Genomic DNA, 19,984 nt, shown 5'->3' with positions numbered 1-19,984 from the left:
GGTGCCCCGGCCAGCCAGCGACCCCGGAGCGCGGGTCGCGTGTCACACACCCGTGGCGGTGACGGTGCGCTCGTACATGTCGGTCCAGCGCACCTCATTGAGCCCCACCGAGCGGTAGAGGGTCACCGGGGTGGTCGGGTTGGCCAGGTCGACGCCGAGGCCGGCGGACGCCCGGCCCTTCGCGGCGTACGTGGCGAAGGCCCGGCGCAGCAGCGCCGCGCCCACCCCGCGCCGCCGGTACGCGGGCAGCACCGACAGCGTGCGTACCCAGCCCATGTCGTGTTCCAGCGCCTGGTCGGAGGACTGGAGGGCGCCGGCCGGCGCCCCGTCGACCTCGGCGACGAACCACTCGTCCCAGACCTTGCCGTACGACGGGAGCTGCTCCCGCCACGCCTCGAAGCCGAGCGGCTCGTAGTCGGGGGTGTCCCGGAACGCGGTGTCGAAGATCCGATGGAACAGCCGCAGGTCGGCCTCGTCGCCGGCGCGCAGCGGGCGGACGGCCACCCCGGCCGGCGGGGCCGGCTCGGCGGGCAGGTCGGTGAGGGAGCGGGTCATCCGGATGTACCGCTTGACCCGGATGAAGCCGGCCTCGACCAGATCAGCCGCCCAGCGGGTCTCCGGGGCGAAGGCACCGGTGCGGGCGGTCAGGGCGGGCAGGCCACGCTCTGCGGCCCGCTCGGCGACCCGGTCGAGCAGCCGCGCCAGCAGCGGGGCGCGCAGGTCGGCCCCACGCTCGGGGTCCACGAGAACGTCCACCCACTCGCGGCCCACCCCGGTCGGGTTGGCCAGGATCGCCCAGGCGACGGCGGCGCCGTCCGGGTCGGTGACCAGCCACGAGTCCCGGGCCGGGTCGACGAAGGGGGCGGTCAGCGCGGACTCGACGTCCTCGGCGTCGAAGTCCGGGTAGCCGATCGCGAAGGTGTCGGCAGCGTGCACCACCTTCAGGATCGCGGGCACGTCGTCGAGGGTGGGGCGGCGGGCGGCCCAGCCGGCGGGGAGCGTCACGCCGCTGATCCTGGCAGCCCACCCGGCCCGCGCGCCCCTCATTTATCCGCTGCGGAGGTGCAGCCGTGCGGCGGTGAGCAGGTTGAGCAGTTCCGCCCCCTCGCCGGGCGCCAGCGCCCGGAACGCGGTGGCGGCCAGCCGGTCGGTCACCGCCTCGGCCCAGAGCCGTCGCCGCACCAGCGGCCCGACCGGCGGGTACGGAGGCGACCAGCCGCAGGCGGCGGCCCCCGCCTCCCCCTCCGGCCCGGCCAGCACCGCCTCCAGCGGAGTCATCCCGGCGGCCCGGACCGCCAGCAGGTACGCCCCGGCGAAGTGCTCGCGGAGCAGCAGCAGCGCGACGGCCGCCCGGGCGCTCGGCGAGCGGTCCGGCACCGGCATGGCCCGCCAGGCGGCGAACAGTGGCATCCCACTGCCGTCCGCCGCGTCGACCGCGCGTTCCAGCAGGCCGGCCAGGCGGGGCGACTCGGGGGCGTCGCTCAGGTGCTGGACGCCCCACCGGCAACACTCGGCCAGGTTCGCCTCGGCCACCGCCAGTGGGCGGGCCGTACGAGCGGCGGCGTCCCAGCCGTCGGCGACCGCGTCGGGGGCGATGAAGCCGAGCGCGGCGGCGACCGTCTCGGCGCGGACGTCGCCGAGCGCGCCGGCCCGGCCGGTGATGTAGAACGCCCAGCCGGAGATGCCGAGCAGCCGGGCGCGGCGCAGCGTCGCCGGGCAACGGGAGAAGGCCTCCCCGAGCTCCAGCACCAGCGGCTTGCTGGCGGCGGCGACCTGCTCGGGGGTCATCGACGGCGCACCGCCGTCCGTCCACCGTGGTCGTCCATCCCGATCAGTCTGCCCCGTTGCCCTCCTCGTCGGCATCCTCCTCTTCGGCGTCCAGCGCCTCCATCGCGGCCTCCACCTCCCCGGTACGCCGGCGGGCGGTGGTGAGCGACCGCTCGGCGCCCCGCCGGGCCAGCTTGGCCCGGCTCAGTTCCTGCTCGGCGACGGCCCGGCGGCGTTCCAGCTCGGCAAGTTCGGTCTCGATCCGGTCCAGACTCGCGGCGCCGTCCCGCTCGGACCGGGCGGCCTCGGCCAGTTCCGCCTCGGCCCGATCCTGGTCGCCGCGGGCCTTCGCGAGCTCGCGTTCCAACGCCCGGCGGCGTTTCGCCCGCTCGGCCCGGGCCGCTCGCGCCGCGGCCCGCTCGTCGCGTTCCCGGCGGGCCCCGGCCCGTCCGGCCGCCGGCTCCTCCGGCTCCGGTTCCTCCGCGCCCCCGGTGACCAGCCGCAGCTGCGGGCGGGGCACCTCGCCGAAGCCGGCATAGTGGGTGGCCCGGAGCAGTCGGCCGGTGCGGACCTGCTCGGCCACCTCGGCGTCGGAGAGGGCGGCGTTGAGGGTCGCCTCGACCTCGGCCAGCGGAAGCTTCCCGGCCGACGGGGCGCCCGGCTCGGCGGCGGCCAGCTTGCGAGCCTCGTCGACCAGCGCGCCGACCACGGCCCGGCGCTGGGCGGACAGCTCGCGCAGCTTGGCGCCGCGCAGGTCGCGCTGGGCAGTGCGGAGCGACTCTGCGAGCTGCGCCAGGTCGGCGACCAGCTCGGACCGGCGGATGGCGAGCAGGTTGACCAGCCAGGCGGCCACGGTGGGCCGGCGCAGCTTGCCGATCTCGCGGGCGGCCTTCTGGTCGCCGGCCCGGCGCGCCTCGGCCACGGCGGCGTCCCGGGCCGCGACGAACCGGTCGGGTGGGGTCGCGTAGAGCCGCTGGACCAGCTCGGGGGTGGGTCCAGGCACGGCGGTCAGGCGTCGATCCGGGTGCCCGGTTCGAGGCGACGGTAGTCGGTGTTCGACAGTGCGGTGTACTGCCGGTCGAGCACGCCGAAACCGTTGTCGTTGAGCAGGCCGTCGTGCAGCGCGTACGCGCGGCGCGGGGCGACCGCCCGGATGAAGTCGACCACTTCGGAGAACTTGTTCCAGGGGGCGTGGATCGGGGCGAAGAGGGTGTCCACCTGGACGTCGTCGGGGACCACCAACGAGTCCCCCGGGTGGTAGACGACGTCGTTGATCAGGAAGCCGAGGTTCTCGATGACCGGGATGTCGGGGTGGATGACGGCGTGCTGGCCGCCGTACGCGCGGATCGCCACGCCGGCGGCGGTGAACGACTCGCCCGGCGCGACCACCGTCAGCGCCTCGGCCGCGTCACCGAGGACCTCGGCGAGCGAGGCCGGGCCGTTGACCCGGAACGGGCGCCGGTCCAGCGCTCGGGTCACCGCCTCGACGTTCACGTGGTCGGGGTGCTGGTGGGTGATCAGCACCGCGTCCGCCCCGTCCAGCGCCTCCGGTTCGCTGTAGACACCGGGGTCGACGACCAGCACTCCCCCGTCGTGCTCCACGCGGAGGCAGGAGTGGGCGTACTTGGTGACCTGCATCGTGACTCCTCGATTATCGAATCGTGACGTCCTCAGCGCAGTCTGCCGGAACCGGCACGATGGCGCGTCGCGTCCGACGTATCGACCCCGGGACGGGGCCGTCGAAGATCGGAGCGGGGACATGAGCGAATCATCAGCACAGCAGCGCAGCGAGGTGACGGCATGAGCGAGCGTCAGCGAGCGAATCATCAGCACAGCGTCGTGGTGCCTCATGCCGGCGCCGAGCGCAGCGAGGTGACGGCATGAGTGGACGAGGGGGACGCCGCCGGGCCGTATCACTGGCGGTGGCGGGGCTGGCGGTGGTGCTTGCCGCAGGGGCTTGCGGCGCCGACAGTGGGCAGAACGACCAGGCCACGTCGGCGGAGGCACCGGCCGCGGGCGCGGCCCAGGACAAGGCGGGCGCGGGCGCGGATCGGGACGCGGCGGCGCCCGCCCCGGCCGGTTCCGGCGGAGCCCAGCCGGACCTGCGGGTCGACCAGCGGTCGATCATCTACACCGGCACGTTGCAGGTCCGGGTCGACGACGTGGAGAAGGCAGCCCGCGCGGCGACCGACGCGGCGACCGCGGCGGGCGGGTTCGTCGGCGGCGACCAGCGGCACAGCGAGGCGGCGGACGCCCGCGCCGAACTGACCCTGCGGGTGCCGGCGGATCGGTTCACCGCGGTGGTCGACGAGTTGTCCCGGCTCGGCCAGCCGGAGCAACGCGAGGTACGCACCGAGGACGTCACCGAGGAGACCGTCGACCTGGACGCCCGGATCGCCACCCAGCGGGCTCGGGTGGACAGCGCCCGGAAGCTGCTCGCCCGGGCCAGCTCGATCAACGAACTGGTCACCTTGGAGAACGAGGTGGGCCGGCGGGAGGCCGACCTGGCGTCGCTGGAGGCGAAGAAACGCCGACTGGCCGACCTGACCGCGCTCTCCACCATCACGGTGACCTTCGTGGGCACCGACGCGACGACCGCCGAGGAGGGGCCGGGACTCGGCTTCCTGGTCGGGCTGCGGGGCGGTTGGAACGTCTTCGTCACCACGATGTTCGTGCTGCTGACCGTGCTGGGCGCGGTGCTGCCGTTCGCGGTGGTGATCGGCGTACCGCTGGTGCTGCTGGTGCGGGCGGCGCGCCGACGTCGGGCGCGCCGGGCGCCACCGGCCGGTCCGGCCCCGACGGTGCCGGGACCGGCCGGTCCGGTGGGTGGTCCGGCGCCTAGCGCGCCGCCGCCAGTGCCCGCAGCGCGGTCTGGACCATGAGGCGTACGCCGACCGGGATGGCGCGCTCGTCCACGTCGAACGAGGCCCGGTGCAGGTCCACGTTGGGCCCGTTCCGGCCGACGCCGAGGCGGGCGAGCGCGCCCGGCACGTGCTCGAGATACCAGGAGAAGTCCTCGCCACCCATGCTCTGCGGGGTCTCCGCGATCCCCTCGGGCCCGAGGGCGGCCGCGGTGGCGGCGGTGAGTACGCCGATGGCGCGGGCGTCGTTGCTGACCGGCGGGCGACCGCGCAGGTATTCCAGGTCGACTGTCGCGCCGGTGGGGGCGATGACGTCCCGGACGACCTGGGCCACGATCTTCGGGGCCTGCTCCCAGGTGTCGCGATCCATCACCCGCAGCGTGCCGGCGGCGCAGGCCTCGGAGGGGATGACGTTGTAGCGGGTGCCGGCCGAGGCGTGGCCGAACACCAGCAGCAGCCCGCTGTTGGCCGCCACCCGCCGGCTGACCAGGGCCGGCACCTCGGTGACCAGCCGGCCCAGCGCGTCGACCAGGTCGACCGTGAGGTGCGGGCGGGCGGTGTGCCCGCCCGGGCCGGTGAGCCGGACGGTGACGTTGTCGGCGGCGGCGGTGATCGGGCCGACCCGGAGACCGACCCGGCCGACCGGGAGGTTCGGGTCGCAGTGGACGGCGAAGATCTGCACCACGTCCTCGAGACCACCGGCCTCGATGACCTCCAGCGAGCCGCAGGGCAGGATCTCCTCGGCCGGCTGGAAGATGAGCCGGACCCGGCCGTCGAGCTGGCCGAGGTCGGCGAGCTGGGCGAGCAGCATGCTGACGCCGAGCATCACCGTGGTGTGCACGTCGTGCCCGCAGGCGTGGCAGACGCCGTCCACGGTGGACCGGTACGGCACGTCCTTCGGGTCGGCGAGCGGCAGCGCGTCGATGTCGGCGCGGAGCGCGATCACCGGGCCGTCCGGGCGCCCGTCGATGTCGCAGATGACGCCGTTGCCCTTGGGCAGCAGGCGGGGCCTCAGCCCGGCGAGGGAGAGCTCCCGGTGGATCAGGGCGGCCGTCTCGAACTCCTCGCCGGACAGTTCCGGGTGGGAGTGGATGTGACGGCGGGTGGCGATGAGCCCGGGTACCCGGAGGGCGAGCAGATGGTCGAGCTCGAAGGGCAGGGGCTGGGACCCGGTCGGCGCCTCCGGCCAGGACGACGCCAGCGGGCTGCCGGAAGGCAGCGTCAACGCACTCGTCACGTCGAATTCTCGATCACTAGAGATGGATGGATCTTCGGGGAGAACAGCAGACAGCCTAGACCGCCGCCGGTGACGCTGCGCAACGTCTTTCGGGTAGCGGTCGGACCGCATAGCGTCACGAATGCCCTGGTGGGAAGGCTCGAATATCTGCGGGACAGCAGGTAGATCGCGGTCGAACGCCGTCATCTGCCCCACACCTCCTACAACGCGTAACCGATTCAACGGTCACCAAATCCCGGGCCGTCGTTCCGAATTGTCGCATTAGTCCCGGCAATTAACTGCCGGTCGGACAATTGCGCGACAACAGTCGGCTGTCGGACGACTCCCCACGGTGACAGGCCGGTCCGCTGTGCAACCGCACAGGCTGTCCGTCCCGTTCACCCGACCGGGTTTACCCGCATTCCGACCGACCACTCCGGCTCGGCGTGTCTGACGCCACGCCGCGACCCGGAGCAGTCGTCCGCACACGCGCACAAAGGGTGGGCCGCACTGCCCCACGGCTCGACGGACGGGCCGGGCAACGCCGCCCGGAGGGCCCGCACCGAAGGTGCCGCCAGGCAGCTCGCCGGCGCCTTCGCAGAGCCGTCTCCGCTTCCGCTCACGTGCGGGGAGACCATCGACTGTACGCCGCCGCGAGGCCCTGGGGCGAGACCCGTACGGCCAGCTCAGGAGGCTCTCAGCCAGGCCGACCCAGGCGCGGCCACCCCTTCCCGGGGCACCGCCCGGGCCGCCGCCGGGAAGCAGGTCAGAACCGGTCGCTCGGCCGGTACGTGCCCCACACCTCGCGCAGCGTCCCGCACACTTCGCCCACCGTGGCCCGGGCGCGCAGCGCCTCCTTCATCGGGTAGAGCACGTTCGCGCTGCCCTCGGCGGCGGCCCGCAGCTCGGCCAGGGCACGCTCGACCGCCTCGGCGTCCCGCTCGGCGCGCAGCTTCGCCAGCCGCTCCGCCTGGGCGGCCTCGATCGCCGGGTCCACCCGCAGCGGCTCGTACGGCTCCTCCTCGTCGATCTGGAACCGGTTGAGCCCGACCACCACCCGCTCGCCCGAGTCGATCTCCTGGGCGATCCGGTACGCGGACTGCTCGATCTCCCGCTTCTGGAAGCCGGCCTCGATCGCGTCCACCGCCGAGCCGTGGTCGAAGACCCGCTGCATCAGTTCGTCGGCGGCCGCCTCGATCTCGGCGGTCATCGCCTCCACCACGTACGACCCGGCGAACGGGTCCACGGTGGCGGTCAGGTCCGTCTCGTACGCCAGCACCTGCTGGGTCCGCAGCGCCAGCCGGGCCGCCTTCTCGGTGGGCAGCGCGATCGCCTCGTCGAAGCTGTTGGTGTGCAGCGACTGGGTGCCGCCGAGCACCGCGCCGAGCCCCTGGATCGCCACCCGGACCAGGTTCACCTCCGGCTGCTGGGCGGTGAGCTGGACGCCCGCGGTCTGGGTGTGGAACCGCAGCATCATCGACTTCGGGTTCTTCGCCCCGAACTCGTCGCGCATCAGCCGGGCCCAGAGCCGGCGGGCCGCCCGGAACTTGGCGACCTCCTCGAGCAGGGTGGTGCGGGCGACGAAGAAGAACGACAGCCGGGGCGCGAAGTCGTCCACGTCCAGCCCGGCGGCCAGCGCCGCCCGGACGTACTCCACGCCGTTGGCCAGGGTGAACGCGATCTCCTGCGCGGGCGTCGCACCGGCCTCCGCCATGTGGTAGCCGGAGATGGAGATGGTGTTCCACTTGGGCACCTCGGCCCGGCAATATGCGAAGGTGTCGGCGACCAGGCGCAGCGACGGCTTCGGCGGGAAGATGTACGTCCCCCGGGCGATGTACTCCTTGAGGATGTCGTTCTGGATGGTGCCGTTGAGCGCCCCGCCCGGCACCCCGGACTCCTCCGCCACGAGCTGATAGAGCAGGAGCAGCACGGAGCCGGGTGCGTTGATGGTCATCGAGGTGGAGACCTTGTCCAGCGGGATGCCGGCGAAGAGCTGCCGCATGTCCTCGATGGAGTCGATGGCGACGCCGACCTTGCCCACCTCACCGTGCGCGATCGGGTCGTCGGAGTCGTAGCCCATCTGGGTGGGCAGGTCGAAGGCGACCGAGAGGCCCATGGTGCCGGCGCGCAGCAGCTGGTGGTAGCGCGCATTCGACTCGGTGGCGGTGCCGAAGCCGGCGTACTGCCGCATGGTCCACGGGCGGGAGGTGTACATCGTCGGGTACACCCCGCGGGTGTACGGGTACTCGCCCGGGGCGCCCAGCCGCTCGGCCAGTTCCCCGGGAAGATCGTCCGCCGTGTAGACGCCCTTGATCGGGAAACCGGACTCGCTTGACCGCCGTTCGCTCATTACCGGATGGTAGGACGCGGCCGGGCGTCGATGGATGAGGGATACCGCACACTGCGCCGGCCGCTCGACGACAGGTGAGTAGCTGGCCACATACCGTCGAGTAGGTAAACGTCCGCCGCGTCGGGTTTCGCATCGGGCGTCGGAACCAGCAAGATAGGGGGGTTGTGTCCCAGCCCCCTCGATATCCCCCGGTGGCTTTTCAAGTGACTCAGATCCCGACGTGGAGCGGCGGACCGGTCAGTCCCCCCACTGGACGCGCGGCACCCGGCACCACCATAGGTGGTCGCTACTCGCTGCGGTCTCCGGTGGGCAACGGCGGCATGGGCACGGTGTGGCGCGCGACCGACACCCTGCTGCGGCGCGATGTGGCGGTCAAGGAGGTCGTGCTCCCTCCGGGGCTGGCCCCCAGCGACCGCGACGCGCTGTACGAGCGGACCCTCCGCGAGGCCCGCGCGGCCGCGGCGATCCAGCACCCGGCCGTGGTTCAGGTCTACGACGTGGTCACCGAGGGTGGCCGCCCGTGGATCGTGATGGAGCTGCTGGACGCGCGCAGCCTGGCCGACATGGTGATCGAGGACGGGCCGGTCGCGCCCCGCGTGGTTGCCAAGATCGGCATCGCGCTGCTCGGCGCCCTAGAGGTGGCGCACGCGATCGGCGTGCTGCACCGCGACGTCAAGCCGGCCAACGTGCTGATCTGCTCCGACGGCCGGTGCGTGCTGACCGACTTCGGCGTCGCCCGGATGCCCACCGACGTGCAGCTCACCACGCCCGGCATGGTGCTCGGGTCGCCGCACTTCATCTCGCCCGAGCGGGCGATGGGCCAGGATTTCGGCCCGCCGAGCGATCTGTTCTCGCTCGGCGTCACGCTCTACACCGCCGTGGAGGGCCGCCCCCCGTTCGACAAGGGCGACCCGATCGAGACCATGCACGCGGTGGTCGAGGACCCGCCGGCCACCCCGCAGCGCAGCGGCCCGCTGACCGGCGTGCTGATGGGCCTGCTGGAGAAGGATCCGGCCCGCCGGTACGACGTGCACACCGCCCGGCGCATGCTGCGTGAGCTGCTCGCCGGCCCGCTGACCAGCAACGCCGTCGCGGTCAACTCGGTCACCGACCCGTACTCGGTGGTGCCGGTGCAGCGGCCGCCGATTCCGCTGCCCGCCGCGCCCGAGCCGAAGCCGACCGGGCAGATCGGCGGCCGGGCGATGATCGGCCCCGGCGAGTCACTGACCGACCGGCTCGCTGCCCTGCGCCGGGGCGAGCGCACCGAGCCCGGAGCGGCCGCGGGCAGCGCGGCGCTGGACGAGACCAGCGCGGACGCGCTGGCCGGTCCGCTGCACACCCCCACCGGCGCGATGCCCGCGCCGGGCGCCGCCCCGGAGGCCACCCAGCGAATCTCGCCGGACGCCACCCAGCGGTTCGGCGGGGGCGCGGGACCGGAGGCCACCCAGCCGGTGTACGGCGGCGGACACCCCGACGCCACCCAGCGGGTCAGCACGGGCCATCCCGACGCGACCCAGCCGGTGTACGGCCGCGGCGTGGACGCCACCCAACCGGTGTACGGCCGCGGCGCCGACGCCACCCAGCCGGTGTACGGCGGCAACCAGTGGTCGGTGCCGGGCACCGGCCAGCCGTGGGCCACCCCGCCCGCCGCGCCGGCCGACGGCGGTGCCCTCGGCAAGGCCCGCGGCGTCGGCAGGCAGCTCGTCGGCACGATCACGGGCTGGCCGCGCAAGGTCCAACTGGCCGCCGCCGGGGGTGTGGCCGTGCTGCTGCTGATCGTCGTGATCGCCCTCAACAGCGGCGGCGACGAGACCCCGCCGCCGATCGTGGGCACGCTGCCGACCGCCACCGCCGAGGCCCCGCCGGTCGAGATGCAGGAAGTCACGGCTAAGGGGATCACCGTCCAGGTACCCAAGGGCTGGGAGCGCAGGGACTCCGACGGCGTCTACGTCGACTTCGTCGACCCGCAGCAGGAGGGCCGGAAGGTGCGGGTGCTCGCCGAGAAATGGAAGAAGGGTGACTCGACGAGCTGGGCCAAGTCCGCCTCCCGGAACCTTGCCGGCAACAGCAAGTCCTGCGCCAAGCCGTACAACGAGATCGCGATGTCGGAGACGGACCTGGCCGGCAAGCCGGCGGCGGAGTTCGAGTACACCTGCGGCGAGGGCGACTCGATGCGGCACGGCGTCTGGCGCGGCGTGGTCGAGGACGGGAAGGTGTACTCGTTCTACCTGACCGCCAACGACGCGAAGTTCGCCGAAAGCAAGCCGATCTTCGACGCGATGGCCGGGTCGTTCCAGCTCACCGGGGCCAACTGAGTCGAGGCCGACGGGCAGTGGTGCCCCGACGCCGTGCTATCAAGAGGCCATGGCGGCGGAAACCACTGATCTTGACGAGCTTCGCGACCGGGCCCAGCGGTGGCTCGACGACGACCCCGACCCGGCCAGCCGGGACGAGTTGCGCGCGGTCCTGGACGGACTGCCGGGCAGCGGCCCGGAGCTGGCCGACCGGTTCGCCGGTCCACTGACCTTCGGCACCGCCGGGCTGCGTGGTCCGCTGCGCGCCGGCCCGAACGGGATGAACCTCGCGGTGGTCACCCAGGCCGCCGCCGGGCTGGTCGGCTGGCTCGCCGACCAGGGCGGTGAGGGACCGCTGGTCATCGGGTACGACGCCCGCTACGGCTCGCGGGCGTTCGCCGAGCGCACCGCCCAGGTCGCCACGGGTGCGGGTCGCCCGGCCCTGCTGCTGCCCCGCCCGCTGCCCACCCCGGTGCTGGCGTTCGCGGTGCGGCACCTCGGCGCGGTGGCCGGCGTCATGGTCACCGCCAGCCACAACCCGCCGCAGGACAACGGCTACAAGGTCTACCTCGGCGCGCAACTCGGCGGCGAGTTGGGCGCGGGCGCACAGATCGTTCCCCCGGCCGACGCCGGCATCGAGGCGGCCATCCGGGCGGTCGGCCCGCTGGCGAAGGTGCCGCTCGGCCCGGCCGGCAAGGTGCTCGGCGACGACCTGGTCGCCGCGTACGTGGAGCGGGCCGCCGCAGTGATCGATCCGAGCGGTCGGCGCGACCTGAAGGTGGCGTACACCCCGCTGCACGGGGTGGGCGGCGCGGTGCTGACCGCCGCCTTCGCCCGGGCCGGGTTCGCCGTGCCGGGCGTGGTGCCCGACCAGGCCGAGCCGGACCCGGACTTCCCCACGGTGAATTTCCCCAACCCGGAGGAGCCGGGCGCGGTGGACCGGCTGGTCGCGCTGGCCCGCGACCGGGACGCAGACCTCGCCATCGCCAACGACCCGGATGCGGACCGCTGCGCGGTCGCTGTCCCGGACGGTGCCGGCAACTGGCGGATGCTGCGCGGCGACGAGGTGGGCGCGCTGCTCGCCGACCACCTGATGCGCCGCGGGGTGACCGGCCTGTACGCCACCACCATCGTGTCCTCGTCCCTGCTGCGGGCCATGTGTGCCGCCCGAGGCCTGCCGTACGACGAGACGCTGACCGGGTTCAAGTGGATCGTCCGGGCCGGCGGCGGGAGCGAGCCGCTGGTCTTCGGCTACGAGGAGGCGCTCGGCTACTGCGTCGCGCCGGAGCACGTCCGGGACAAGGACGGCATCACCGCCGCGCTGAGCGTCGCCGAGCTGGCCGCCGGCCTCAAGGCCCAGGGCCGTACGCTCACCGACCGGCTCGACGAGCTGGCCGCCGAGTTCGGCGTGCACCACACCGACCAGCTGTCGGTCCGGGTGGACGACTTGCGGGAGATCGCCGGGATGATGGCCCGGGTCCGGGCGGCCACCCCGGAGACGCTGCTCGGGCACCGGGTCACCGAGGCGAAGGACCTGCTCCCCGGCGCGGACGTGGTGATCCTGCGGACCGACGCGGCCCGGGTGGTGATCCGCCCCTCCGGCACCGAGCCGAAGCTCAAGGCGTACCTGGAGGTGGTGGAGCCGGTCCCGGACGGCGACGTCCCCGCCGCCCGCACCCGCGCCCAGGCCGCGGTCACCACCCTCCGCACCGAGGTGTCCACCGCCCTCGGCCTCTGACCTCTCACGAGTTGATCAAGAGGTTTGCGTCGGCAGGGCGCGCCACCGAGAGGCAAACCTCTTGATCAACGACGGCAGTCGGGGGTCAGGCGCGCTTGCCGAGGGCGGCGTCGATCGCCTGGCCGAGCGCGGCGACCACCAGGCCGATGGAGGGGCGGACCACCGAGTCGTCCAGGCTGACGTTGCCGGAGAAGCCGGCGCCACCGGCGATCGCCTCCAGCCGGCGGCGGGCGTCCCGGGCGTCCTCGCCGGTCAGGCCGAGCGCCGGTTCCATCCGGAGCACCGCCACCAGGGTGGCGAGCGCGGCCGTCCGCTCATCGGGGGCCTGGTCGTCGGTCAGCGCCTCGGCCAGCCGGCGGCGGATGTCCGCCTCCACCGAGGCGTCCGCCACTGGGTAGCGGTGCACGTGGATGAAGCCCAGCTCGGTCTCGTCGATGTCCCGGACCACGCCCCGCCCGCAGAGGTCGCCGAGGATCCGGTCGCGCAGGCCGTGCCGCAGCCGCTGCACCCACGACGACGGGGTGTGCGGCGTGTCGGCGGCGATCCGGGCGAGGACCTCGTCGGCGATCGGCTCACCGGTCGGGGCCGGGTCGATCACCGCCAGGGAGCCGTCGGCGTACGCGATCCGGCCGGCCAGGGCCAGCTCGACCAGCACCGCCGCGGCCATCCCGAGGTCCAGGCTGATCCGGGGCATGGTCGCCTTGCCGGTTTCGTCGTCGTAGGCGAGGAGCAGCAACTCTTCGGCGAGCGCAACACCAGTCATGGCCCGGAACGGTAGCGGCTCCCCGCACCCCCGCGCACGGACTCGCCCACGCGGCGTCCGGACCCGACTGATTCACGGAAAGAGGGCCCATTCCGCACTGGATGGGCCCTCTTTCCGGGAATCTGCGCCTCGCCGGGAGGGCTCGGCCGGGGTGGGTCAGAAGCGGGGCATGCCGCCGAACTGGCGGTCGCCGGCGTCACCGAGGCCCGGGACGATGAACATCCGGTCGTTGAGGCCCTCGTCGATCGAGGCGGTGACCAGGCGCAGCGGCAGGCCGGACCGCTCCAGCCGCTCGATGCCGACGGGCGCGGCGAGGACGCAGAGCACCGTGATGTCGGTGCAGCCGCGGTCGGCGAGCAGCCGGCAGCAGTGCTCCAGCGAGCCGCCGGTGGCCAGCATCGGGTCGAGCACCAGCACCGGCAGTCCGCTCAGGTCGCGGGGCAGCGACTCCATGTACGCGCGGGGCTCGAAGGTCTCCTCGTCGCGGGCCAGGCCGACGAAGCCCATGGACGACTCGGGCAGCAGTCCCAGGGCGGCGTCGGCCATGCCGAGACCGGCCCGCAGCACCGGCACGAGCAGCGGCGGGTTCGCCAGCCGGGTGCCCTCGGTCGCGGTGACCGGGGTCTGGATCGGGTACTTCTCGACGGGGAAGGAGCGCGCGGCCTCGTACACCAGCATGGTGGTGAGTTCGTGCAGCGCGGCCCGGAACGACGCCGAGTCGGTCCGGGCGTCCCGCATGGCGGTCAGCCGTGCCTGGGCGAGCGGGTGGTCAATGACGTGTACGTCCACGAACGCTCAACCTACCGGGCAGACCGGCCCCGCACCGCACCTGCCGGCTGACCAGCGACGCCGCTCACGTGTGGCGCTCACGACCAGGCACCGTGACCAAGATCACACCTCCACGGGATGCGTACTATTCACGCCATGACGGCGACAGCGACGTCGGCCCGGTCGGACCTCTCCGAGCTGGGACGATCCGAGACCGCTCTGCGGACCTTCCTGCACGGCCTGCCGGGCGTGGATCAGGTCGGCGCGGAGCAGCGGGCGGCACAACTCGGCACCCGCTCCATCAAGACCACGGCCAAGGCCCAGGCGATCGACCTGGCGATCCGGATGGTCGACCTGACCACCCTCGAAGGGGCCGACACCCCCGGCAAGGTGCGGGCGCTCGCCACCAAGGCGCTGCGCCCCGACCCGGCTGACCCGTCCTGCCCGCACGTCGGCGCGGTCTGCGTCTATCCCTCGATGGTCCCGTACGTGGCGGAGGTGCTGCGCGGCAGCGGTGTGCACCTGGCCAGCGTGGCGACCGCCTTCCCGTCCGGCCAGGCGCCGCTGGAGGTCAAGCTCGCCGACACCCGGGCCGCGGTTGCGGCCGGCGCCGACGAGATCGACATGGTGATCAACCGGGGTGCCTTCCTGGCCGGCCGCTACCAGGAGGTCTACGACGAGATCGTGGCCACCAAGGAGGCCTGCGGGGACGCCCACCTCAAGGTGATCCTGGAGACCGGCGAGCTGGCCACGTACGACAACGTGCGGCGGGCCTCCTGGCTGGCCATGCTGGCCGGCGGCGACTTCATCAAGACCTCCACCGGCAAGGTGCCGGTCGCGGCCACCATGCCGGTGACCCTGGTGATGCTGGAGGCGGTCCGCGACTTCCGCGCCGCCACCGGGCGGCAGGTCGGCGTGAAGCCGGCCGGCGGGATCAAGACCAGCAAGGACGCGATCAAGTACCTGGTCATGGTCAACGAGACCGTCGGCCCGGACTGGCTGGACCCGGACTGGTTCCGGTTCGGCGCGTCCAGCCTGCTGAACGACCTGCTCATGCAGCGCACCAAGCTGACGACCGGCGTCTACTCCGGTCCCGACTACTTCACCCTGGACTGAGCGCGATGTTCGAATACGCACCCGCCCCCGAGTCGCGCTCGGTGGTGGACATCAAGCCCACGTACGGGCTGTTCGTCGACGGCACGTTCGTCGACCCGACCGACGGCGGCAGCTTCAAGTCGATCAACCCGGCCTCCGAGGAGGTCCTCGCCGAGATCGCCGAGGCCGGCAGCCAGGACGTGGACCGCGCCGTCCGCGCCGCGCGCAAGGCGTACGAGAAGGTCTGGGGCCCGATGCCGGGCCGCGACCGGGCCAAGTACCTGTTCCGGATCGCCCGCCTGATCCAGGAGCGCTCCCGCGAGCTGGCCGTGCTGGAGTCGCTGGACAACGGCAAGCCGATCAAGGAGTCCCGGGACGTCGACGTCCCGCTGGTCGCCGCACACTTCTTCTACTACGCGGGCTGGGCCGACAAGCTCGACCACGCGGGCTTCGGGCCGGCGCCGCAGCCGCTCGGGGTCGCCGCGCAGGTCATCCCGTGGAACTTCCCGCTGCTCATGCTGGCCTGGAAGATCGCCCCGGCGCTCGCCGCCGGCAACACGGTGGTGCTGAAGCCGGCCGAGACCACCCCGCTGACCGCACTGCTCTTCGCCGAGATCTGCCAGCAGGCCGACCTGCCCGCCGGCGTGGTCAACATCGTCACCGGCGCCGGCGACACCGGCCGGGCGCTGGTCGAGCACCCGGGCGTGGACAAGGTCGCGTTCACCGGCTCCACCGACGTCGGCAAGGCCATCGCCCGCGCGGTCGCCGGCACCCGCAAGAAGCTCACCCTCGAGCTGGGCGGCAAGGCCGCCAACATCGTCTTCGACGACGCCCCGGTCGACCAGGCCGTCGAGGGGATCGTCAACGGCATCTTCTTCAACCAGGGGCACGTCTGCTGCGCCGGCTCCCGGCTGCTGGTCCAGGAGTCGGTCGCCGACCGGGTGCTGGAGTCGCTGAAGCGCCGGATGGCCCAGCTGCGGGTCGGCGACCCGCTGGACAAGAACACCGACATCGGCGCGATCAACTCGGCCGCCCAACTGGAGCGGATCCGCGAGCTCTCCGAGGCCGGGGCCGCCGAGGGCGCCGAGCGCTGGTCGCCGGCCTGCGACCTGCCGGACCGGGGCTTCTGGTTCGCGCCGACCATCTTCACCGGGGTCACCCAGGCGCACCGGATCGCCCGGGAGGAGATCTTCGGCCCGGTGCTCTCCGTGCTCACCTTCCGCACCCCGGCCGAGGCCGTGGAGAAGGCGAACAACACGCCGTACGGGCTGTCGGCCGGGATCTGGACCGACAAGGGCTCCCGGATCCTGTGGCTGGCGGACCGGCTCCGGGCCGGCGTGGTCTGGGCCAACACGTTCAACAAGTTCGACCCCACCTCGCCGTTCGGCGGCTACAAGGAGTCGGGCTACGGCCGCGAGGGTGGCCGGCACGGGCTGGAGGCGTACCTCAATGTCTGAGCGGGTCGCGGTACGCAAGACGTACAAGCTCTTCATCGGCGGGAAGTTCCCGCGCAGCGAGTCGGGACGGTCGTACATCGTGCAGGACTCCAATGTCGTACTGGCCTCCCGCAAGGACGCGCGCGACGCGGTCGTGGCCGCCCGGGCCGCCGTGAAGGGCTGGGCCGGGGCGACCGCGTACAACCGGGGTCAGATCCTCTACCGGGTCGCCGAGATGCTGGAGGGCCGCCGCGAGCAGTTCGTCGCGCTCGGTGTGCCGGCCGACGAGGTCGACGCGGCGATCGACCGCTGGGTCTGGTACGCCGGCTGGTCGGACAAGCTCCCCCAGGTGTACGGCGGCGCGAACCCGGTGGCCGGGCCCTACTTCAACCTGTCCGCCCCCGAGCCGACCGGCGTGGTGGCCGTGGTGGCCCCGGAGGCGCCGGCGCTGCTCGGCCTGGTCAGCGTGATCGCCCCGGCGATCGTCACCGGCAACACCGTGGTGGTGGCGGCGTCGCCGGCGCAGCCGCTGCCGGCGGTGACCCTGGCCGAGGTGCTGGCCACCTCCGACCTGCCGGGCGGGGTGGTCAACATCCTCACCGGCCGGATCACCGAGACGGCGCCGACGCTGGCCGCGCACATGGACGTCAACGCGATCGACCTGACCGGGGTGAGCGACGCCGAACTGGCCGCCGAGCTGGAGGTCAAGGCGGCGGAGAACCTGAAGCGGGTGCTCCGGCCCGCCCCGGCCGGTCACGACTGGTTCGCCGACCCGGGCCTGGCCCGGATGACTGTGCTGCTGGAGACGAAGACTGTGTGGCACCCCAAGGGCGTCTAGCTCTGGTGGGGTTTCCGGCCGTCGCCATCAAGATCTGCACAAGTTCACGGGAAGAGTGGCCTCCGCGCGTCGGGTGGCCACTCTTTCCGGGTAAGAGGGCCCTCGCACGCCGCGGCGGCACAGGGGTCTACTACGGGGGGTAGGATTGGGGCGTGACTCGGCTGGGTGATCTCGAACGTGCGGTGATGGACGTCCTGTGGGACCTGGTCCCCGGCACGTCGGACGGGGTGACCGTCCGCGAGGTCGCCGACGCCCTGGACGGGCGCGAGCTGGCGTACACGACCGTGATGACGGTGCTGGACCGGCTCGCCGGCAAGGGCATGGTGCAGCGCCAGCGGGAGGGTCGGGCCTGGCGCTACCGGGCGGCGGCCAGCCGGGAGGCGCACATCGCCCAGCTCATGCTCGACGCCCTCGACCTCGGCGGCAGCCGGGACGCCGCGCTGGTGCGCTTCGCCCGCTCGGTGACCGGCACCGAGGCGGAGGTGCTGCGCGCGGCGCTGAGCGCCGAGGCCGGGCTGACGGACCGGGTCGAGGACCCGCGGGCCGGGCAGCCGAGGCTGGCCGACGAGGCGACGGACCGGTAGGGCGGCGGCCGTGGCGTACGCCCTGCACTTCGCCGCCAGCATCCTGGCCTGCTGGCTGACCGCGGAGGTGCTCGCCGCCTCGACGTGGACTTGGCGCGCCCCGCGGGTGGCGATCGTCTGCTGGCAGGCGGTCGGGCTGGCGCTCGGCCTCTCCGCGATGGGCCTGCCAATGGCGCTCGGCCTGGCCGCGTACGACCAACCGACCGGGAGCGCCCTGGTCGCCCTCGCCACCGACCTGGCCCACGGCACCCTGCCGGCCGGGGTCGGGGCGGTGCACCTCGGCCTGGTCGGGGTGGGCTTCGGCATCGGCGCGGTGCTGCTCACCACGACCGTCCGCAGCGTCTACGGCACGGTCCGGGCCCAGCGCCGGCACCGGGAGCTGCTCAGCCTGGTCGCCCGCCGGGATCCGACCGTGCCGGGCGCGCTGGTGCTCGACCACCCGAGCGCGGCGGCGTACTGCCTCCCGGGCGTGAAGCCCCGGGTGGTGGTCAGCGCCGGCACGCTCAGTCTGCTGGACCGGGCCGAGCTGGCCGCGGTGCTCACCCACGAGCGGGCGCACGCCCAGGAGCGGCACGATCTGGTACTGCTGCCGTTCACCGCGCTCGGCCGGGCCCTGCCCTGGTTCCGCTGGGTGCGGCACGCACAGGAGCGGGTGGCGCTGCTGGTCGAGATGCGCGCCGACGACAAGGCCCGCGAGCTGCACGCCGAGGCGCCGCTGGCCGGGGCGTTGCGCCGGTTCGCCGCCGCCGGGCACCGGATCACGCCGGCCGGCGCGCTCGGCCTCGGCGACCGGGACCTCGACGTACGGGTGCAGCGGCTGCTGGTCCCGGACCGGACACCCCGGCTGCTGGGCGCCACCGCGCTGGCCGTCACGACCACCCTGGCCGCCCTGCCGATCACCCTCTTCCTGAACTGACCGATCCACGACCAGCCGGGTCTCCAGGCCGGCGATATAGGTAGGCAGCCTACGTGTAGGCTCACTATCAAAAGCGAGCCAACCCGTGGGAGAACGACCATGGATCCCCTGCTCCTCGCCCGCCTGCAGTTCGCCACCACCACCTCGATCCACTTCCTCTTCGTGGTGGTCACCCTCGGCCTGGTCACCCTGCTGGTCGCGCTGCAGACCGCCGGCTTCATCACCGGCAAACCGGTGTACGAGCGGCTGACCCGCTTCTGGGGCCAGCTCTACGTGATCAACTACGTGCTCGGCATCGCCACCGGCATCGTGATGGAGTTCCAGTTCGGGCTGAACTGGAGTGGCCTGTCGCGGTACGTCGGCAACGTCTTCGGCGCGCCGCTGGCCATCGAGACGCTGGTCGCGTTCTTCCTGGAGTCCACGTTCCTCGGCATGTGGATCTTCGGGTGGCACCGGCTGCGCCGCGGCGTCCACCTCGCGCTGCTCTGGGGCGTCGCGCTCACCGCGTACGCCTCGGCGTTCTGGATCATGGTGGCCAACGCGTGGCTCCAGCACCCCGTCGGGTACGAGGTCCGCGACGGCGTCGCGCACCTCACCGATTTCGGCGCGCTGCTCACCAACCCCACCCTCACCTTCGCCTTCGGACACGTGGTGTCGGCGAGCCTGGTCACCGGTGGGATGCTGATGGCCGCGGTCAGCGCCTGGCACCTCATCCGGCGTACCCCGGACTTCGCGCTCTTCCGGAAGTCCCTACGGCTCGGGCTGCTCACCTTCGCGGTCGCGGTGGTCTTCCTGATCGGGTTCGGCTTCGCCCAGTTCGGCCCGGTCGGGGAGCTCCAGCCCACCAAGTTCGGCGGCGGCGCCGACCGGGACGCGCTGGTCGCCGAGTGGACCGCGCGGTTCGGCCCCGGCGACTACACCCCGCCGACGCTGTCCAACGTGGGTCTCGGCTTCATGATCCTGATCGGGATGGCGCTCTTCTTCGGCATCCTGGTGGTGCCGCTGCTCTGGCGGGATTGGATCATCCGGCTGCAGTTCCCGCTCTGGCTGATCCTGCTCGCCGTGCCGCTGCCCTTTGTCGCGGTGATCCTGGGCTGGATCGCCCGCGAGGTGGGGCGCCAGCCCTGGGTCGCGTACGGGCTGCTGCCGACCGGGCAGGCCGTCTCGCCGGTCGGCCCCGGGCTGATGCTCACCTCGCTGGTCGGCTTCACCCTGCTCCTCGGCACCCTCGCCGTCACCAACTGGGTGCTGCTGGCCCGGCACGCCGTCCGAGGCGCGCACGACCCCGCCCTCGGCCGCCCGCCCGCGCCCGACACCGACACCCGTCCCCACCCCGTGTTCGCCTGAGGGAGCCCGCC

Annotated in this window: 17 protein-coding genes; 9 read left to right on the top strand and 8 right to left on the bottom strand. The window is 73.1% G+C overall.

Annotated elements, in window-relative coordinates:
- Positions 1–42: 42 nt before the first annotated feature.
- Genes ABZ783_RS14485 through ABZ783_RS14470 form a run of 4 tightly spaced genes read right to left on the bottom strand, consistent with a single transcriptional unit; the run spans position 43 to position 3,405 of the window.
- Positions 43–1,005: a GNAT family N-acetyltransferase gene (locus tag ABZ783_RS14485; protein ID WP_357437634.1), complete on the bottom strand. Its 963-nt coding sequence runs from the start codon at positions 1,003–1,005 to the stop codon at positions 43–45.
- Between the two features lie 42 nt (positions 1,006–1,047).
- Positions 1,048–1,788, bottom strand: coding sequence for a hypothetical protein (locus tag ABZ783_RS14480; RefSeq protein ID WP_357437631.1), 741 nt, complete (start codon positions 1,786–1,788; stop codon positions 1,048–1,050).
- 43 nt (positions 1,789–1,831) lie between these two features.
- Positions 1,832–2,770 carry a hypothetical protein gene (locus tag ABZ783_RS14475; RefSeq protein ID WP_357437629.1) on the bottom strand — a complete coding sequence of 313 codons (939 nt, stop codon included), beginning with the start codon at positions 2,768–2,770 and terminating at the stop codon, positions 1,832–1,834.
- A 5-nt stretch (positions 2,771–2,775) separates the two neighbouring features.
- On the bottom strand, positions 2,776–3,405 hold the full coding sequence (locus ABZ783_RS14470; RefSeq protein WP_357437626.1) for an MBL fold metallo-hydrolase: 630 nt from the start codon (positions 3,403–3,405) through the stop codon (positions 2,776–2,778).
- 242 nt (positions 3,406–3,647) lie between these two features.
- Here ABZ783_RS14470 and ABZ783_RS14465 point away from each other — a divergent pair, with 242 nt between their 5' ends.
- Positions 3,648–4,649 carry a DUF4349 domain-containing protein gene (locus ABZ783_RS14465; protein ID WP_357437623.1) on the top strand — a complete coding sequence of 334 codons (1,002 nt, stop codon included), beginning with the start codon at positions 3,648–3,650 and terminating at the stop codon, positions 4,647–4,649.
- Here ABZ783_RS14465 and ABZ783_RS14460 read toward each other — a convergent pair.
- Together ABZ783_RS14460 and ABZ783_RS14455 are read right to left on the bottom strand one after the other, a co-directional pair.
- The gene (locus tag ABZ783_RS14460) at positions 4,606–5,865 is read right to left on the bottom strand and encodes an amidohydrolase (RefSeq protein ID WP_357437620.1); all 1,260 of its coding nucleotides are present in this window, start codon (positions 5,863–5,865) and stop codon (positions 4,606–4,608) included. The two genes, ABZ783_RS14465 and ABZ783_RS14460, sit on opposite strands and share 44 nt — an antisense overlap.
- Positions 5,866–6,610: 745 nt before the next feature.
- Positions 6,611–8,194 carry a methylmalonyl-CoA mutase family protein gene (locus ABZ783_RS14455; RefSeq protein WP_357437617.1) on the bottom strand — a complete coding sequence of 528 codons (1,584 nt, stop codon included), beginning with the start codon at positions 8,192–8,194 and terminating at the stop codon, positions 6,611–6,613.
- A 203-nt stretch (positions 8,195–8,397) separates the two neighbouring features.
- Between ABZ783_RS14455 and ABZ783_RS14450 the strand changes: the two genes are divergently transcribed.
- Positions 8,398–10,509 (top strand): protein kinase, encoded by a 2,112-nt coding sequence (locus ABZ783_RS14450; RefSeq protein ID WP_357437614.1) that lies wholly within the window; start codon positions 8,398–8,400, stop codon positions 10,507–10,509.
- Between the two features lie 49 nt (positions 10,510–10,558).
- A complete protein-coding gene (locus ABZ783_RS14445) occupies positions 10,559–12,226 on the top strand; it encodes a phospho-sugar mutase (protein WP_357437612.1) in 1,668 nt (555 codons plus the stop codon).
- Between the two features lie 85 nt (positions 12,227–12,311).
- Here the strand turns inward: ABZ783_RS14445 and ABZ783_RS14440 are convergent, their stop codons facing one another.
- Positions 12,312–12,989, bottom strand: a complete 678-nt coding sequence (locus ABZ783_RS14440; protein WP_357437609.1) for a GPP34 family phosphoprotein — start codon at positions 12,987–12,989, stop codon at positions 12,312–12,314.
- A gap of 156 nt (positions 12,990–13,145) precedes the next feature.
- Positions 13,146–13,778 carry a uracil phosphoribosyltransferase gene (upp, locus tag ABZ783_RS14435; RefSeq protein WP_073839912.1) on the bottom strand — a complete coding sequence of 211 codons (633 nt, stop codon included), beginning with the start codon at positions 13,776–13,778 and terminating at the stop codon, positions 13,146–13,148.
- Positions 13,779–13,913: 135 nt separating this feature from the next.
- Between upp and deoC the strand changes: the two genes are divergently transcribed.
- The 6 genes from deoC (at position 13,914) to ABZ783_RS14405 (ending at position 19,973) form a co-directional block, all read left to right on the top strand.
- Entirely contained in the window at positions 13,914–14,873 is a 960-nt protein-coding gene (gene deoC, locus ABZ783_RS14430; RefSeq protein WP_357437606.1) for a deoxyribose-phosphate aldolase, read from the top strand.
- A 5-nt stretch (positions 14,874–14,878) separates the two neighbouring features.
- Positions 14,879–16,309 carry an aldehyde dehydrogenase family protein gene (locus ABZ783_RS14425; protein ID WP_357437603.1) on the top strand — a complete coding sequence of 477 codons (1,431 nt, stop codon included), beginning with the start codon at positions 14,879–14,881 and terminating at the stop codon, positions 16,307–16,309.
- Positions 16,302–17,126, top strand: coding sequence for an aldehyde dehydrogenase family protein (locus ABZ783_RS14420; protein WP_357437600.1), 825 nt, complete (start codon positions 16,302–16,304; stop codon positions 17,124–17,126). The genes ABZ783_RS14425 and ABZ783_RS14420 overlap by 8 nt, the downstream gene beginning before the upstream one ends.
- A gap of 152 nt (positions 17,127–17,278) precedes the next feature.
- The gene (locus ABZ783_RS14415; RefSeq protein WP_357437597.1) at positions 17,279–17,710 is read left to right on the top strand and encodes a BlaI/MecI/CopY family transcriptional regulator; all 432 of its coding nucleotides are present in this window, start codon (positions 17,279–17,281) and stop codon (positions 17,708–17,710) included.
- 10 nt (positions 17,711–17,720) lie between these two features.
- Positions 17,721–18,626, top strand: coding sequence for a M48 family metalloprotease (locus ABZ783_RS14410; protein ID WP_357437594.1), 906 nt, complete (start codon positions 17,721–17,723; stop codon positions 18,624–18,626).
- Positions 18,627–18,725: 99 nt separating this feature from the next.
- Entirely contained in the window at positions 18,726–19,973 is a 1,248-nt protein-coding gene (locus ABZ783_RS14405; RefSeq protein ID WP_357437592.1) for a cytochrome ubiquinol oxidase subunit I, read from the top strand.
- Positions 19,974–19,984: the final 11 nt, after the last annotated feature.

Origin of the sequence: Micromonospora sp. NPDC047738 (genome assembly GCF_040642675.1) — a bacterium.
Taxonomy (GTDB): Bacteria; Actinomycetota; Actinomycetes; order Mycobacteriales; family Micromonosporaceae; genus Micromonospora.
The sequence above is the reverse complement of the archived record's forward strand: the minus strand, read 5'-3'. Positions and strand labels throughout refer to the sequence as shown.

What these genes read in the sequence shown, in the direction of transcription:
- ABZ783_RS14420 (WP_357437600.1), top strand. Translation starts at nt 16,302, where the DNA reads ATGTCTGAGCGGGTCGCGGTACGCAAGACGTACAAGCTCTTCATCGGC.
- ABZ783_RS14455 (WP_357437617.1), bottom strand. Translation starts at nt 8,194, where the DNA reads ATGAGCGAACGGCGGTCAAGCGAGTCCGGTTTCCCGATCAAGGGCGTC.
- ABZ783_RS14440 (WP_357437609.1), bottom strand. Translation starts at nt 12,989, where the DNA reads ATGACTGGTGTTGCGCTCGCCGAAGAGTTGCTGCTCCTCGCCTACGAC.
- ABZ783_RS14425 (WP_357437603.1), top strand. Translation starts at nt 14,879, where the DNA reads ATGTTCGAATACGCACCCGCCCCCGAGTCGCGCTCGGTGGTGGACATC.
- ABZ783_RS14470 (WP_357437626.1), bottom strand. Translation starts at nt 3,405, where the DNA reads ATGCAGGTCACCAAGTACGCCCACTCCTGCCTCCGCGTGGAGCACGAC.
- ABZ783_RS14405 (WP_357437592.1), top strand. Translation starts at nt 18,726, where the DNA reads ATGGATCCCCTGCTCCTCGCCCGCCTGCAGTTCGCCACCACCACCTCG.
- ABZ783_RS14480 (WP_357437631.1), bottom strand. Translation starts at nt 1,788, where the DNA reads ATGACCCCCGAGCAGGTCGCCGCCGCCAGCAAGCCGCTGGTGCTGGAG.
- ABZ783_RS14445 (WP_357437612.1), top strand. Translation starts at nt 10,559, where the DNA reads ATGGCGGCGGAAACCACTGATCTTGACGAGCTTCGCGACCGGGCCCAG.
- deoC (WP_357437606.1), top strand. Translation starts at nt 13,914, where the DNA reads ATGACGGCGACAGCGACGTCGGCCCGGTCGGACCTCTCCGAGCTGGGA.
- ABZ783_RS14465 (WP_357437623.1), top strand. Translation starts at nt 3,648, where the DNA reads ATGAGTGGACGAGGGGGACGCCGCCGGGCCGTATCACTGGCGGTGGCG.